Origin of the sequence: Pseudomonas rubra, from assembly GCF_028656935.1 — a bacterium.
GTDB lineage: Bacteria > Pseudomonadota > Gammaproteobacteria > Pseudomonadales > Pseudomonadaceae > Aquipseudomonas > Aquipseudomonas rubra.
The window spans coordinates 19,486-35,878 of record NZ_JAMDGZ010000047.1; the positions used below are offsets into that span (position 1 = coordinate 19,486).

Annotated in this window: 12 protein-coding genes; 6 read left to right on the plus strand and 6 right to left on the minus strand. The window is 62.0% G+C overall.

Annotated elements, in window-relative coordinates; translation table 11 throughout:
* The first annotated feature begins 94 nt into the window (after positions 1-94).
* Positions 95-682: a PilZ domain-containing protein gene (locus M5G17_RS19850; RefSeq protein WP_273894615.1), complete on the plus strand. Its 588-nt coding sequence runs from the start codon at positions 95-97 to the stop codon at positions 680-682.
* A gap of 28 nt (positions 683-710) precedes the next feature.
* Complete coding sequence (locus M5G17_RS19855; protein WP_273894616.1) at positions 711-1,433, plus strand: glycerophosphodiester phosphodiesterase; 723 nt, start codon at positions 711-713, stop codon at positions 1,431-1,433.
* A 42-nt stretch (positions 1,434-1,475) separates the two neighbouring features.
* Here M5G17_RS19855 and sthA read toward each other — a convergent pair whose 3' ends face one another.
* The 3 genes from sthA to M5G17_RS19870 all read right to left on the minus strand — a co-directional run bounded on the left by sthA (position 1,476) and on the right by M5G17_RS19870 (position 5,632).
* A complete protein-coding gene (gene sthA, locus M5G17_RS19860) occupies positions 1,476-2,870 on the minus strand; it encodes a Si-specific NAD(P)(+) transhydrogenase (RefSeq protein ID WP_130265491.1) in 1,395 nt (464 codons plus the stop codon).
* A 226-nt stretch (positions 2,871-3,096) separates the two neighbouring features.
* Entirely contained in the window at positions 3,097-4,095 is a 999-nt protein-coding gene (locus M5G17_RS19865) for an FAD:protein FMN transferase (protein WP_273894617.1), read from the minus strand.
* 73 nt (positions 4,096-4,168) lie between these two features.
* Positions 4,169-5,632 (minus strand): glyceraldehyde-3-phosphate dehydrogenase, encoded by a 1,464-nt coding sequence (locus tag M5G17_RS19870; protein ID WP_273894618.1) that lies wholly within the window; start codon positions 5,630-5,632, stop codon positions 4,169-4,171.
* Positions 5,633-5,801: 169 nt separating this feature from the next.
* On the opposite strand from M5G17_RS19870, the gene mfd reads away from it, so the two are divergent.
* From mfd to M5G17_RS19885, 3 genes are read left to right on the plus strand one after another with little or no spacing between them, the layout of a single operon-like run.
* On the plus strand, positions 5,802-9,251 hold the full coding sequence (mfd, locus tag M5G17_RS19875) for a transcription-repair coupling factor (protein WP_273894619.1): 3,450 nt from the start codon (positions 5,802-5,804) through the stop codon (positions 9,249-9,251).
* Between the two features lie 10 nt (positions 9,252-9,261).
* Entirely contained in the window at positions 9,262-9,822 is a 561-nt protein-coding gene (locus tag M5G17_RS19880) for a CsiV family protein (protein WP_273894620.1), read from the plus strand.
* Positions 9,823-9,826: 4 nt separating this feature from the next.
* Complete coding sequence (locus M5G17_RS19885) at positions 9,827-13,162, plus strand: DEAD/DEAH box helicase (RefSeq protein ID WP_273894621.1); 3,336 nt, start codon at positions 9,827-9,829, stop codon at positions 13,160-13,162.
* A gap of 81 nt (positions 13,163-13,243) precedes the next feature.
* Here the strand turns inward: M5G17_RS19885 and nagZ are convergent, their stop codons facing one another.
* Genes nagZ through M5G17_RS19900 form a run of 3 tightly spaced genes read right to left on the minus strand, consistent with a single transcriptional unit; the run spans position 13,244 to position 15,549 of the window.
* The gene (gene nagZ / locus M5G17_RS19890; RefSeq protein ID WP_273894734.1) at positions 13,244-14,242 is read right to left on the minus strand and encodes a beta-N-acetylhexosaminidase; all 999 of its coding nucleotides are present in this window, start codon (positions 14,240-14,242) and stop codon (positions 13,244-13,246) included.
* A gap of 22 nt (positions 14,243-14,264) precedes the next feature.
* Positions 14,265-14,789, minus strand: coding sequence for a L,D-transpeptidase (locus M5G17_RS19895; RefSeq protein ID WP_273894622.1), 525 nt, complete (start codon positions 14,787-14,789; stop codon positions 14,265-14,267).
* A gap of 46 nt (positions 14,790-14,835) precedes the next feature.
* Positions 14,836-15,549 carry a TetR/AcrR family transcriptional regulator gene (locus M5G17_RS19900; protein ID WP_273894623.1) on the minus strand — a complete coding sequence of 238 codons (714 nt, stop codon included), beginning with the start codon at positions 15,547-15,549 and terminating at the stop codon, positions 14,836-14,838.
* 230 nt (positions 15,550-15,779) lie between these two features.
* Between M5G17_RS19900 and lexA the strand changes: the two genes are divergently transcribed.
* Positions 15,780-16,388, plus strand: a complete 609-nt coding sequence (lexA, locus tag M5G17_RS19905) for a transcriptional repressor LexA (protein WP_273894624.1) — start codon at positions 15,780-15,782, stop codon at positions 16,386-16,388.
* Positions 16,389-16,393: the final 5 nt, after the last annotated feature.

The window sequence follows — 16,393 nt, forward strand, 5'->3', positions numbered from 1 at the left end:
GTCGGGGCTTGTTCGGAGGAAAGAGGAACGTCCTTGTGGCGGGGCTTGATTAGCAGCTTTACACTCAGACCACCGCCGCTACCATGGGTTCGCCATGTCGACATTAGATGAAGAAGATCGCCGCGAATACTACCGTATCGAGGATCGGATCGCACTGGAAATTAGCCCGTTGAGCGCCTCTGAAGCGCTTGGCACGGACTTGTTGCAAGATACTTCACCGCTGTTCAACCTGCTCAGTGAACTGCACTTGAGCGAGTTCGAATCCCAGCACCTGCTGCGCCAGCTCAGTGACAAGGACCGCACTCTGGCGGCCTTTCTCAAGGCCCAGAACAAACGCATCGACCTGCTCAGCGCAGTGGTCGCACAAACCCTGCTCGGGCAGTTGAGCGCGCCACAACCGGTGGTGCTGTCCGAGGGTGGCCTCGAATTCAGCCGCGCCGAGGCGGTGACTGCCGGCGCCCGCGTCGCGGTGAAAATGGTGCTGATGCCACAGGCCCTTGGCCTGCTGCTGCGCGCCAGGATCACCCATTGTGATCGCAGGGATGATGGCGCCTACGATATCGGTGCCGAGTTCATCGACACCACCGATGCCCAACGCCAATTGCTCGCCCGTTACATCCTGCAACGCCAAGCCCAACAACGACGCCAGGCGCTGGAACAGAACGAACCAAGCGCCTCCTGAGTTTCACTTATTTGTTGAAGGAACACACGTGACCACGATTTACGGCCACCGCGGCGCCAAGGGCGAAGCCCCCGAAAACACCCTCACCAGCTTCCAGCATTGCCTTGGGCACGGCGTGCGTCGCTGCGAACTCGACCTGCACCTGTCTGCAGACAACGAGCTGATGGTGATCCACGACCCCAGCCTCAAGCGCACCACCGGCCGACGCGGCAAGGTGGTCGAGCACAGCGCCGCGGACCTTGTGACCTACGATGCGCGCAAAGGCGGCCCGGGCTGGATCTCGCCCTGCCCGGTCCCACGTCTTGAAGAGTTGTTCGAAAAATGCGACTTCGAGCACTGGCAGCTGGAGGTCAAGAGCGCCTCGCGCACCCGCGCCGCCGCCACCGTACTGGCCATCCGCGAAATGGCCCAACAGTTCGGCCTGCTCGACAAGATCACCATCACCTCAAGCTCGCGCGAAGTGCTGGGCGCAGCACTTGAGCTGACGCCGGATATTTCAAGGGGACTGGTCGCCGAGTACGCCTGGCTCGACCCGCTGAAGGTCGCCCAGAACTATGGCTGCAACTTGCTGGCATTGAACTGGACACTGTGCACCCCCGAGCGCCTGATCAAGGCTCAGCGCCAGGGGTTGCATGTGTCGGTGTGGACCGTCAACGAGCCGGCGCTGATGCGCAGGCTCGCCGACTTCGGCGTAGACAGCCTGATTACAGACTTTCCCGGTTTGGCCAGCGCCACCCTCGAGAATCGCTGAAATCGGTCTCCCCGGCCGGCTCAGGCCACCGGCCGGAGCCGCTCAAAAAAGCCGGTTGAGACCGTCGTAAGCCGCGACCCGGTAGGCTTCGGCCATGGTCGGGTAGTTGAAGGTAGTGTTGACGAAATACTTCAGGGTATTGCGCTCACCCGGCTGATCCATGATCGCCTGGCCGATGTGGACAATCTCCGAAGCCTGGTAGCCGAAGCAGTGCACGCCGAGGATTTCCAGGGTTTCGCGGTGGAACAGGATCTTCAGCATGCCCTGCGGCTCGCCGGCGATCTGCGCCCGGGCCATGCCCTTGAAGAAGGCCTTGCCCACTTCATAAGGCACCTTGGCCTGGGTCAGTTCCTGCTCGTTCTTGCCGATCGAGCTGATCTCCGGAATGGTGTAGATCCCGGTCGGCACATCGTTGACGAAGCGCCAGCTGCCGTTATCGACGATGCTGCCAGCGGCCGAACGGCCCTGGTCGTGGGCGGCACTGGCCAGGCTTGGCCAGCCGATCACGTCACCGGCACCGTAGATGTTCGCCACGTGGGTGCGGTAGTTCTCGTCGACTTCGATCTGGCCGCGGCTGTTGACCTTGATACCGATGTTTTCCAGGCCCAGCTTGTCGGTGTTGCCGGTACGGCCGTTGCACCAGAGCAAGGCGTCGGCCTTGATCTTCTTGCCGGACTTCAGGTGCAGGATCACGCCGTTGTCCACGCCCTCGACCCGCTCGTACTCCTCGTTGTGGCGAACGGTGATGTTGTTGTTGCTGAAGTGGTAGCTCAACGCCTGGGAAATTTCCGAGTCGAGGAAGCTCAGCAACTGCGCACGGTTGTCCACCAGTTCCACCAGCACACCCAGGCCACTGAAGATCGAGGCGTACTCGCAACCGATCACGCCGGCACCGTAGACGATCAGTTTGCGCGGAGTGTGGCCGAGGCTGAGGATGGTATCGCTATCGTAGATACGCGGGTGATGGAAGTCGATATCGGCCGGGCGATACGGCCGCGAGCCGGTGGCGATGATGATGTGCTTGGCCACCAGTTTCTCGACCACGCCATTAGCGCAGACCACTTCGATGGTCTGCTCATCGGCGAAGCTGCCGGTGCCAAAGAACACGTCGACGCGGTTGCGCGCATAGTAGCCAGTGCGCGAGGCGACCTGCTTGGAGATGACCTTCTCGGCGCTTTTCAGAACGTCAGGGAAGGAGAACCAGCGCGGTTCACCAATGGCCCGGAACATCGGGTTGGTGTTGAACTGCATGATCTGGCGCACCGAGTGACGCAGAGCCTTGGACGGAATGGTACCCAGGTGGGTGCAGTTGCCGCCGACCTGGCGACGGCTATCGACCATCGCCACCTTGCGTCCTGCTTTGGCAGCATTCATTGCCGCCCCTTCTCCTGCGGGGCCGGAACCCAGCACCACTACGTCGTAGTTGTAGACAGCCATGCGTACTCCTTCAGAACAGGCCCACGCGCCACGTCGGCGGGCGGGGCTACCTCATGCCGCCAGCGGCGCCATGAAAAAATTCGGGTGCAGTCTAATCAAGCTTGAGCGCCGCGCACATTAACCCTTGGTCGCGTCGTAGGCTATTTTTCTCTGCACTACATGTATTCATCGCGGGGCAAGCCCGCTCCTACTGGTGTGTGGGAGCGGGCTTGCCCCGCGATGCTTGTCAATTCACCGCTACTTGCGCAAACGCCGGCGTGCTTCTGGAGACGAACCCATCGGCGACCCGGGTCACGAACACCGCGGCAATCCCGTGCTCAAGCGCAAAATCCCAACCCTGCTCAGGCCCGAGGATGAACAGCAAGGTCGAATAGCCATCTGCCATCAAGGTCGAACGATCGAACACCGTCACCGCCGCCAGGTCGTGTTTCACAGGTTGGCCCAGGCGCGCATCGAAGGTGTGTGAATAGCGCTGGCCATTCTCCTCGAAATAATTGCGATAGTCACCGGAGGTGGACACACCAAAACCGTCCACGCTCAACACCTGCTGGGCAATCTGCCGATCCTCGCGGGGCAATTCCAGGGCCACTTTCCACGGACTGCCATCGGCTTTGCGCCCCACCGCCTTGAGCTCACCGGTGGCCTCGACCAGTAAATCCGCGATACCCAGGGCGTTCAACCGCGCCACCAGCAGGTCCACCGCATGCCCGGCGGCGATGCTGTTGAAGTCCACTTCCACCGGTGCATCCTTGCACAGCTGCTCGGCGATTATGCGCAAATGCCCATGCCCAACCCGTTGGCGAGTGGCCGCCAAGACCTGGGCATCCGGCACTTTTTCCAGGCGCGACTGCGGGCCGAAACCCCACAGGTCGAGCAAGGGCTCCACGGTCAGGTCGAACGCGCCGTCACTCTGCTGCGCCAATTGCTCGCCCACCCGTACCAGCTCCAGCACATCGGCCGGCATTGACTGACAGCTGTTGGCCGGCAAGCGGTTGAAGGCTTCGATCAGCGAATCACTGCGATAGGTGGAAAAACGCTTGTCGACGCCCTCGAGAATCCGCTCCACCTCTCGCTTGACCTGCTCCGGCGCCGGCCCCTGGGGCGTGCGCACATACTGCACGGTATAGCTGCTGCCCATGGTCGGGCCACTGATGCGCTCCAGGCTGTCACCCTGCCCACACCCGGCCAGGCCCAGCAACATGCCAACCAACACTGTCCTGCGCATCCAGCCTCCTTCGGAAATTCAGGCAAAAAAAACGGGAACCCAAAGGTTCCCGTCTTTCACGACAAAGCCAAGCTTAGCGTGGGAAAGCAGGCGGGTTGACGCCAGCCATATCTTCCATCACGCGCACTACCTGGCAGCTGTAACCGAATTCGTTGTCGTACCAGACGTACAGGACAACACGGCTATCGTTGCAGATGGTGGCTTCGGCATCGACCACACCGGCGTGGCGGGAGCCGACGAAGTCGGTGGAGACCACTTCCTGGGAGCTCACGTAGTCGATCTGCTTGTGCAGGTCCGAGTGCATGGCCATCTGGCGCAGGTACTCGTTGATCTCTTCGCGGCTGGTGGCCTTTTCCAGGTTCAGGTTGAGAATGGCCATCGACACGTTTGGCGTTGGTACGCGGATCGCGTTGCCGGTCAGCTTGCCCTTGAGCACCGGCAGAGCCTTGGCGGCTGCCGTGGCGGCACCGGTCTCGGTGATCACCATGTTCAGTGGTGCTGCGCGGCCACGACGGCTGCCCTTGTGGAAGTTGTCGATCAGGTTCTGGTCGTTGGTGAACGAGTGAACGGTTTCAACGTGACCGTTGATGATGCCGAACTTGTCGTTGACCGCCTTGAGCACCGGAACGATGGCGTTGGTGGTGCAGGACGCCGCGGAGATGATCTTGTCATCAGCGCTGATTTCGCCATGGTTGATACCGTGCACGATGTTCTTCAGCGCGCCCTTGCCAGGTGCGGTGAGGATCACGCGGGCAGCGCCCGGGCAGGCCAGGTGCTGGCCCAGGCCATCGGCGTCACGCCAGACACCGGTGTTGTCGACGATCAGGGCGTTGTCGATGCCGTACTGGGTGTAGTCGACTTCGCTTGGGCTCTTGGCGTAGATAACCTGGATCAGGTTGCCGTTGGCGGTGATGGTGTTGTTGGCTTCGTCGATGGTGATGGTGCCATCGAACGGACCATGCACCGAATCACGACGCAGCAGGCTGGCACGCTTGACCAGATCGTTCTCGGCGCCTTTGCGCACGACGATGGCGCGCAGACGCAGGCCGTCGCCACCACCTGTCTTCTCGATCAGGATGCGCGCCAGCAGACGGCCAATACGACCGAAGCCGTACAGCACGACGTCGGTGCCTTTGCGCGCCGAAACGTTTTGCTGGCCAACCACGTCAGCCATTTCTTCGCGCACGAACTGCTCGGCAGTGCGGCCGTTGCCTTCTTGCTTGAACTTGTTGACCAGCTTGCCCAGGTCGACTGAAGCTGCGCCCAGCTTCAGCTCGCTCATGGCTTTGAGCAGCGGGAATGTCTCGTGTACAGACAGTTCGGTTTCGTCGGTCTGGCGATGACGGGCAAAGCGGTGTGCTTTGAGGATCGAGATCACCGAGCGGTTGATCAGGCTACGGCCATAGATCGAGCTCACCACATTGTTATTGCGGTAGAGCTGACCGATAAGCGGGATCATCGCTTCTGCAAGCGCTTCACGATCAATCCACTCACCAAGACACTGGTCGGGCTTCTGAGTCACGGGAACCTTCCACATGTAGGGACAGAAAAAAGGGGCTACATTATGACGCCCCGCAGCCCATCGGGCAATGAGCGCCTGTCGCCAGCACGCCACTACCTGCTTTTAGCCTGCACAAACCTGACAGCACGGGCCTGCGCCCGGTACAATTGGCGTCTTTGTCGCAACGCTTGGAGCTCGACCTCCCGTGCCTGTTCTGCGTCTACCGCACCTGTCGGCCACTGCCGGCAAACAAACCTGGGGCAACCTGCCGGGCGCCGCCCTGAGCCTGGCCATTGCCGAAGCGGCCAGCGCCGCCAAACGCTTCACCCTGCTACTGACCGCCGACAGCCAGAGCGCTGACCGCCTCGAGCAAGAGCTGCGTTTCTTTGCGCCCGAGCTGCCGGTACTGCCCTTCCCCGACTGGGAAACCCTGCCCTACGATCTGTTCTCGCCGCACCAGGACATCATCTCCCAGCGCATTTCCAGCCTGTACCGGCTGCCGGAGCTCGACCACGGGATTCTCGTGGTGCCGATCACCACGGCCCTGCACCGCCTGGCGCCGACACGCTTTTTGCTCGGCAGCAGCCTGGTCCTGGACATTGGCCAGAAGCTGGATGTCGAGCAGATGCGCACACGCCTTGAGGCCAGCGGCTACCGCTGTGTCGACACGGTCTACGAGCATGGCGAATTCGCCGTGCGCGGCGCCTTGATCGACCTGTTCCCGATGGGCAGCAAGCTACCGTACCGCATCGACCTGTTCGATGACGAAATCGAGACCCTGCGCACCTTCGACCCGGAAACCCAGCGTTCGATCGACAAGGTCGATTCGGTGCGGCTGCTGCCGGCCCGCGAGTTCCCGCTGCAAAAAGAGGCGGTAACGCGCTTCAAGGCACGCTTTCGCGAGCGCTTCGATGTCGATTTCCGCCGCTGCCCGATCTTCCAGGACCTGTCCAGCGGCATTACCCCGGCCGGTATCGAGTACTACCTGCCGCTGTTCTTCGAAGACACCTCGACCCTGTTCGACTACCTGCCCCAGGACACCCAGGTGTTCTCACTGCCGGGCGTCGAGCAGGCCGCCGAGCACTTCTGGAGCGATGTGCGCAACCGTTACGAGGAGCGCCGCATCGACCCGGCGCGGCCGTTGCTGCCGCCGGCCGAACTGTTCCTGCCGGTGGAAGACTGCTTTGCCCGGCTCAAAAGCTGGCCGCGGGTGGTCGCAAGCCAGGATGACGTCGACAGCGGCGTCGGTCGCGAACGCTTCCCGGCTCAGCCCCTGCCCAACCTGGCCATTGAAGCCAAGGCCAACCAGCCACTGGCGGCGCTGTCGGGTTTCCTCGACCAGTTCCCTGGCCGCGTGCTGTTTACCGCTGAATCGGCGGGCCGCCGCGAAGTGCTGCTGGAACTGCTCGAACGCCTGAAGCTGCGCCCGCAAACCGTTGACAGCTGGAGCACGTTCGTTGCTGGCAAAGAGCGCCTGGCGATCACTATCGCGCCGCTGGACGAAGGCCTGCTGCTGGATGACCCGGCCATTGCCCTGGTCGCCGAAAGCCCACTGTTTGGCCAGCGGGTCATGCAGCGCCGGCGCCGCGACAAACGCAGTGATGCCAACAACGATGCGGTGATCAAGAACCTCACCGAGCTGCGCGAAGGCGCGCCGGTGGTGCATATCGACCACGGTGTGGGCCGCTACCTGGGCCTGGCGACCCTGGAAATCGACAATCAGGTTGCCGAGTTCCTTACCCTCGAATACGCCGAGGGCGCCAAGCTTTACGTGCCGGTGGCCAACCTGCACCTGATCGCCCGTTACACCGGTAGCGACGATGCCCTGGCGCCGCTGCACCGGCTCGGCTCCGAAGTCTGGCAAAAAGCCAAGCGCAAGGCCGCCGAGCAAGTACGCGATGTGGCTGCCGAACTGCTCGATATCTATGCCCGCCGCGCTGCACGAAAGGGCTATGCGTTTGCCGACCCGTCGGTGGATTACGCCACCTTCAGCGCCGGCTTCGCCTTCGAGGAAACCCCCGACCAGCAAAACGCCATCGAAGCGGTGCGCGAAGACATGCTGGCGGCCAAGCCGATGGACCGCCTGGTGTGTGGCGATGTTGGCTTCGGCAAGACCGAAGTGGCCATGCGCGCAGCCTTCATCGCCGTGCACGGCGGCCGCCAGGTAGCCATTCTGGTGCCCACTACCCTGCTCGCCCAGCAGCACTACAACAGCTTCCGCGACCGCTTTGCCGACTGGCCGGTGACCGTTGAAGTGATGAGCCGCTTCAAGTCGCCCAAGGAAATCGCCACCGCAGTGGCGGACTTGGCCGAAGGCAAGATCGATATCGTCATCGGCACCCACAAGCTGTTGCAGGACGACGTCAAGATCAAGGACCTGGGCCTGGTGATCATCGACGAAGAACACCGTTTCGGCGTGCGCCAGAAAGAACAGCTCAAAGCCCTGCGCAGCGAGGTGGACATCCTCACCCTGACCGCCACGCCGATCCCGCGCACCCTGAACATGGCCGTGGCCGGCATGCGCGACCTGTCGATCATCGCCACGCCGCCGGCCCGCCGGCTGTCGGTACGCACCTTCGTCATGGAGCAGAACAAGAGCACGGTCAAAGAGGCACTGCTGCGTGAGCTGCTGCGCGGCGGCCAGGTGTACTACCTGCACAACGATGTCAAAAGCATCGAGAAATGCGCCGCCGACCTTGCCGAGCTGGTACCCGAGGCGCGCATCGGCATTGGCCATGGGCAGATGCGCGAACGCGAACTCGAGCAGGTGATGAGCGACTTCTACCACAAGCGCTTCAACGTGCTGATCGCCTCGACCATCATCGAGACCGGCATCGACGTGCCGAGCGCCAACACCATCATCATCGAGCGTGCCGACAAGTTCGGCCTGGCCCAGTTGCACCAGTTGCGCGGCCGGGTCGGGCGCAGCCACCACCAGGCCTATGCCTACCTGCTCACCCCGCCACGCCAGCAGATCACCCCGGACGCCGAGAAGCGCCTGGAAGCCATCGCCAACACCCAGGACCTGGGCGCAGGTTTCGTCCTGGCCACCAACGACCTGGAGATCCGCGGCGCTGGCGAGCTGCTCGGCGAAGGCCAGAGCGGGCAGATCCAGGCGGTTGGTTTTACCCTGTACATGGAAATGCTCGAGCGCGCGGTCAAGGCCATCCGCAAGGGCACCCAACCGAACCTTGACCAGCCGCTCGGTGGCGGCCCGGAAATCAACCTGCGTTTGCCGGCACTGATCCCCGAAGACTACCTGCCGGATGTGCATGCGCGCCTGATCCTCTATAAGCGCATCGCCTCGGCGGTGGACGAAGACGGCCTCAAGGACCTGCAGGTCGAGATGATCGACCGCTTCGGCCTGCTGCCCGAACCGACCAAGAACCTGGTGCGCCTGACCCTGCTCAAATTGCAGGCGGAAAAACTCGGCATCAAGAAAGTCGACGCCGGGCCCAATGGCGGCAAGATCGAGTTCGAGCCAGAAACCCCGGTCGATCCGCTGGTGCTGATCAAACTGATCCAGGGCCAGCCCAAACGCTACAAGTTCGAAGGCGCGACCCAGTTCAAGTTCATGGTGCCGATGGAACGCCCGGAAGAACGCTTCAACAACCTTGAGGCGCTGTTCGAGCGCCTGACCCCACAATCTGCGTGAAGGAAGTACCATGCGTGCACTGCGTAGCCTGACCCTGCTGCTGGCGCTGATTGCTCCGGCGGCGTTTGCCGACGGCATTTATCAGGTCGAAATGATCCTGGTACGGCAGAACGCCGTGCCGGCAATCACCAGCCAGTTCGCCCCGGAAGACTGGAGCAACGGCGCCCAGGCCATTGCCGAAGGCGACCTGCGCCAACCGGCCATGACCGACGAAGCGTCCAAGCTGAGCGCCGACAACCAATACACCGTGCTCCTGCATAAAGCCTGGAAACAGGATGCCGGCACGGTCGCCATCAGTGACGGGCAAAAGCAGTTCGGCCACTTCCCTATCGAGGGCAACCTGAACCTCAAGGAAGACCGTTTCATCAGCGTCGAGGCCAGCCTCTGGGTCAACCAGTTCGATGGCAATGGCGCCGTGATCCAGAGCGAACAGCTCAAGCAGAGCAACAGCACGGTAAAAAATGGCGAACTGACCTTTCTCGATGGCGGCCACCTGGCCGTGCTGCTCAAGGTAATGGCCAATCGACCCGCCAGTGATCCCACTCCTGCACCGGAGATGATGGAGCAGTAGCCTGATGCGCAAAACGCTGCGACAAGTGCTCGAAGATAGCGACTGGACCGAGTCCTTCCCACCCAATGCGCTGGAAAGAGGATTTCGCTATGCCGATGAACACCGGGTAAAGGTGATCTCCCTGGAAGATTACAAATTCACCTCGGTCTGTCGCGGTTCAGGCGCTAACGTCTACACCCAGTCCATCAGCGTAAATCCAGGCAAGCACGTCTCTTCGTTGAATGCCGACTGCACCTGCCCAGTCGGCTTCGACTGCAAGCACTGCGTAGCCGCCTTGTTCCACCTGACAACGGTTTGCGAATTACAGGCCGGTACGCAAAAAGACGACGGTGAGCAGCTAAGCCCTGAGCTGGAAAACTGGCTGGGGCGCCTGGAAAAATCAGCTCCCGATGCCGAAAAACCTGCCGAGCCCAGCACGCGCACCCTGATGTACGAGCTTGAGTTCCATCCAAGCGGAACAGCCACCATCACGCCCTACAAGTGCAAGCGCCTCAAGGACGGTCGCCTCACAGGCCACAAGGTAATCCTGTACCCGCACGAGATACTGCGACAGAACCCCGGCTTCCTGAGCGAAAGCGACGCGAAATTTTTACGCATGGTTGTTGCCGGCACGTCCAACGGCGCTCTTTCGCGCGGTGTGAACCTCGAAGGCAGTGAAGGCACCGAGCTGCTTGCCCACGCCCTGGCCACCGAGCGCCTGTTTCTGTTTGCAGGCGAGCAGCCACTCAAACCAGGCCCGACTTTGACGGGCGAGTTTCGCTGGGAAGCACGCAATAGCGAATCCTACACAGGCAGCTGGTACCACCAGGGCAGGATGCTCAAACTGGTACTGGCCTTGAAGCCGCTGTACTACGTTGATGCTGAGGAGGACGTCATTGGCCTGCTCAGCCACAGCTATGATGAAGTGATTGCTTGCTCACTCACGCTGGCACCCTTGGTGCCAGCAAGCCAGGTGGTGAATTTCAGCCACAGGATCCAGACCCTCAACCGGCAGATCCCAACCCCCAGAACATTGAGCGAGACGATCATCGACGGTATTGCCCCCACGCCACACCTTATTCTGGGCAGCCACGAGTTCAGCGCCTATGTGCCGCAATCAGGTCGGATGCAACGCCAGCATCAGCACCGCGCGGCACTCTCGTTTGTCTATGACGGCATCCGCGCCAGCGGCAAGCAAGGCACAGAAATCACCCGCCTTGATGGCACGACCAACCAGCGCATCCAACGCCAGCCCGATGCCGAGAAGCTGATACGCCTGACCCTGCTGCGCTTAGGCTTCAAAGTGGCCACCCGCCAAAGTAAAGCACTGCCAGAAAGTGCCGGCGAGCTTCTGGAGCTAACAACCGAAGGCGCCTGGTTGCGCTTTATGCTCAACGACCTACCGGCCCTGCGCGAGCAAGGCTGGGAAATCGAATACACCGACGATTTTGCCTTCAATCTCACCGAGGTCGATGACTGGTACGCCCATATTGACGAGGCCAGCGGGCGCGACTGGTTCGACCTGGAAGTGGGCATTGAGGTCAACGGCCAACGCTTGAGCCTGCTGCCTATTCTGCTCAACGTACTACGCACCCACCCGGAACTGCTCAATCCCGCCCAATTGAACAAACGGCGCGACGACGAGAGCCTGCTGGTACAGATCCCCGCCCCCCAAGGCGAGGTACGCCGCAGCCTGCAAGTAGCACTGCCGTACGGCCGGCTGAAGCCCGTACTGGCTACTCTGGGCAACTTTTACCTGCGTGAGCCGGGTGAGACCAGCGTGCGCCTGCCCACGCTTGATGCCAGCCGCCTTAACGCACTGCAAGACATCCCCCTGAACTGGCAAGGCGGCGACCGGGTACGCAACCTGGGCGAACGTCTGCGTGATATCCGCCAGCAACCCGTACAGATTCCGCAAGGCCTCAACGCTACGCTGCGCACCTATCAGCTCGAGGGCCTGAGCTGGATGCAGGCCCTGCGCGAGCTGGAAGTGGGTGGCATCCTCGCCGACGACATGGGCCTGGGCAAAACCCTGCAGGCCTTGGCCCATCTGCTGACCGAGAAAAACGCCGGACGCCTGACCCGCCCGGCCATGGTGGTGATGCCGACCAGCCTGATCCCCAACTGGCAGGACGAAGCGCAACGCTTTGCACCCAGCCTGAAAGTACTGACCCTGCAAGGCCTGAGCCGGCGCAAGCACTTTGACACGCTGCAAGACTACGACCTGCTGCTGACCACCTACGCCCTGCTGCCCAAGGACCTGGAGCACTTCAAAGGCCTCACCCTGCATGTACTGATCCTCGACGAGGCCCAGTACATCAAAAGCCCGAGCAGCAAGGCAGCCCAAGCCGCACGCCAGCTCGAAGCCCGTCAGCGCCTGTGCCTGAGCGGCACGCCCCTGGAAAACCATTTGGGCGAGTTGTGGTCGCTGTTCCACTTCCTGCTGCCTGGCTGGCTGGGCGATGCGCAGTCTTTCAACCGCGAATACCGCACACCGATCGAGCGCCAGGGGAACAATGAGCGCCTGCAGCACCTCAACTTTCGGATCAAGCCGTTCCTGCTGCGCCGCACCAAAGAGCAAGTGGCCACGGAACTGCCGTCCAAGACTGAAATGATCCACTGGGTCGACCTCAGCGATGCCCAGCGCGATGTCTACGAGACCATGCGCCTGGCTATGGATCAGAAGGTGCGTGCCGAGATCACCCGCAAAGGCGTGGCCCGCAGCCAGATCATCATTCTTGAGGCACTGCTCAAGTTGCGCCAGGTGTGCTGCGACCTGCGCCTGATCAACAGCGAAGCCAGCACCGTTCGAGGCGCTCATTCAGGCAAGCTGACCAGCCTGATGGAGATGCTCGAAGAGCTTCTGGCCGAAGGCCGGCGGGTGCTGCTGTTTTCCCAGTTCACCAGCATGCTGCGGCTGATCGAGGCCGAACTGCAACAGCGCGCTATCGCCTACGCCCTTCTGACCGGCGAGACCCGTGATCGTCGGGCGCCGGTGCAGGACTTCCAGAACGGCCGGCTACAGATCTTCCTGATCAGCCTCAAGGCGGGTGGCGTGGGCCTGAACCTGACCGCAGCCGATACCGTGATCCATTACGACCCGTGGTGGAATCCGGCCGCCGAAAACCAGGCCACTGACCGCGCCTATCGCATTGGTCAGGAAAAGCCGGTGTTTGTTTACAAATTGATTACCCGCGGCACCGTGGAAGAGAAAATCCAGCAGTTGCAGCAGGAGAAATCGGCGCTGGCGGCCGGCGTACTGGATGGGCGTCAGGCGGGGGATTGGCGCTTGGCGGCGGAAGATATCGATGCGTTGTTTGCACCGCTGCCAGGGAAGCGGCACGGCTCCAGTTCGCGTTGAATTCATCGCTGGCAAGCCAGCTCCCACACCACCCCTGTGGGAGCTGGCTTGCCAGCGATGGGCTGCAACGCAGCCCTACAATCAATCGACCAGTTGCGCTTCCTTGAGCGCGCCAAGCGCCTCGAGCCAGCGCGGCTGCTGCCGATAGTCGGTGCGGGCAAACCCCTGCCCGCGCATCTGCGCAATACGCGACGAAGGCTTGACCTTCAGGCGCTGGGCCGCAGTCAAGGCCAGTTCGGCGGCCGCACGATCATTGCACACAAGCCCCATGTCACAACCAGCACTGAGCGCTGCCTCGATACGGCTGGCGGCATCGCCGACCACATGGGCACCGGCCATGGACAGATCATCACTGAAGATCACGCCATTGAAGCCCAGCTCGCCGCGCAGTATGTCCTGCAACCAGCGCCGGGAAAATCCGGCCGGCTGATTGTCGACCTGCGGGTAGATCACATGAGCGGGCATCACTGCCGCCAATTGCCCGCTCAAACGAGTGAACGGCACCAGGTCGGCGGCACGGATCTGCTCAAGGCTACGCTCGTCGGTGGGGATCGCCACGTGGGAGTCTGCCTCGGCCCAGCCATGCCCGGGAAAGTGCTTGCCACAGGCAGCCATACCAGCGGCGTTCATGCCGCGGATAAAGGCACCAGACAGCAGCGTGGCGCGCTGGGGGTCACCTTCAAAGGCGCGGCTGCCGACCACGGCGCTGCGCTGGTGATCGAGGTCCAGAACCGGTGCGAAACTCAGGTCCAGGCCCACCGCCAGCACTTCGGTCGCCATCAGCCAACCACACTGCTCGGCCAGGTACTCGGCGTTGTCGTTGTCGGCAATTGCGCGCATCGCCGGCAAGCGCACAAAGCCCTGGCGAAGGCGCTGGACCCGGCCACCCTCCTGGTCCACCGCCAGGATCAGCTCCGGGCGAATCGCGCGAATCGAGGCGCACAGCTCGCGCACCTGGCGCGGGCTTTCAATGTTGCGGGCAAAAATGATCAGGCCGGCCACTTCGGGCTGGCGCAGTAGCTGGCGGTCCTCGGCGGTCAGCCAGGTACCGGCGATATCGACCATCAGGGAGCCTTGCAGGCTGGCACTCATAATTGATCCTTCAGTTGACGCTGATGTGAGCCCATTGGGGGCACGGGGCTTCGTCGATCTGCACCGGGCAATGCACCGGCACCTGGTCGAACAGGCTCAGCAGGTCGGCGTTGCGCAAGCGCACGCAGCCATGGGACAACGGCACGCCCATAGGTTCGCTATCGGGCGTGCCATGCAAGTAGATGTAACGACGAAAGGTATCGACCGGCCCCAGGCGATTGACGCCCGGCTCGCAACCGCTGAGCCAGAGTATGCGCGTAAGGATCCAGTCGCGACCGGGATATTGTTCATGCAGCTCGGCCGACCAGGTCTCGCCCGTCCAGCGTCGCCCGCGCAGCACCGCGCCTTGCGGCAGGCCGGCGCCAATCTTGGCGCGCACCTGGTGGCGCCCCCGGGGCGTGCAGCCCGAACCATTGAGCTCACCGGCGCCGTTACGCGCAGTGGAAACCTCAAGACGCAGGCGCAACTGCCCTTGGGCGAACCCATAGAGGCATTGATCGGCGAGGGAAATATGCAGGAAATCGAGACTGGCCATGGGGCGCTAGCTTAGCCGATGCGGCTCGCCGCGCCCAGCCGTGGCATCAAGCCTTGGCAGCCGCCGCGGTGCTGACCGACTTGCTGCGCGGGCGCAGTTGCGCGGCGGCCATGGCCTCATCGGTGACGCCGCTGTCGGCGCGCATGCCGGCAGCCAGGAACGGCACCATCAGGCGCATGACCTGCTCGATCGAGGTGTTGATACCGAAATCGGTTTCGGCAATCGCACGCAGGGCCTTGATACCGGACATGCTGAACGCTGCGGCGCCGAGCATGAAGTGAACGCGCCAGAACAGCTCGATCGGCGGAATGCGCGGTGCAGCCTCGTTAACCAGCAGCATGTAGCGGCGGAACACCTTGCCGTACATGTCTTCAAGGTAACGGCGCAGGTGGCCCTGGCTCTGGCTGAAGGCCAGGCCCAGCAGGCGCATGAAGATCGACAGGTCGTTGCCGCTGCGTGGCTGCACCACCAGCGCCTGCTCGACCAGCATCTCCAGCAGCTCTTCAAGGGTAGGCTTTTGCTCGGGGCGTGCCTGGCGACGTTCCAGTTCGCGCTCAAGGCTTGCGCAGAACGGCCCGAGGAAGCGCGAGAAGACCGCCTGGATCAGGGCCTTCTTCGAACCGAAGTGGTAGTTCACCGCCGCCAGGTTGACGCCGGCCTTGCTGGTGATCAGCCGCAATGAGGTTTCGGCAAAACCTTTTTCCGCGAACAACTGCTCGGCAGCATCGAGAATGCGTTCTACGGTTTCCGACTGGGCCATGACTACTCCGCCTGACAAACACTTGTTTGAAACATACGTTTCAAAGTAGTGATCTGTCAAGTCCAAGCAGCCGTTTCGCGGCCATACGGTCACGTATTAAACCATAGCTACAAGCCACACGTTGCACGCCACAAGAGCGCCCATCGGGCTTTTCTTGGTGCTGAGTGCTTGCAGCCTGCCATCTACTGTATATAATTCCAGTCACTGTATAAAAAGACAGAGCGATCGACATGCTAAAACTGACGCCACGCCAAGCTGAGATTCTGGCTTTTATCAAGCGCTGCCTGGAAGACAACGGCTTCCCTCCGACCCGTGCGGAGATTGCCCAGCAGCTCGGTTTCAAATCGCCCAACGCCGCCGAAGAACACCTCAAGGCCCTGGCCCGCAAGGGTGCGATCGAAATGACCCCGGGCGCGTCACGTGGCATCCGCATCCCAGGCTTTGAGCCCAAGCCCGACGACAGCGGCTTGCCGATCATCGGACGGGTGGCTGCCGGCGCACCGATCCTCGCCCAGCAACACATCGAAGAATCCTGCAACATCAATCCGGCCTTCTTCCACCCCCGCGCCGACTACCTGCTGCGCGTTCACGGCATGAGCATGAAGGATGTCGGCATCGTCGACGGCGACCTGCTGGCCGTACACACCTGCCGCGAAGCCCGCAACGGCCAGATTGTCGTCGCCCGCATCGGCGATGAGGTCACGGTCAAGCGCTTCAAGCGCGAGGGCAGCAAGGTCTGGCTGATTGCCGAGAACCCCGAATTCGCCCCCATCGAAGTCAACCTGAAAGACCAGGAGCTGGTGATCGAGGGCTTGAGCGTCGGCGTCATACGCCGGTAAAGGAG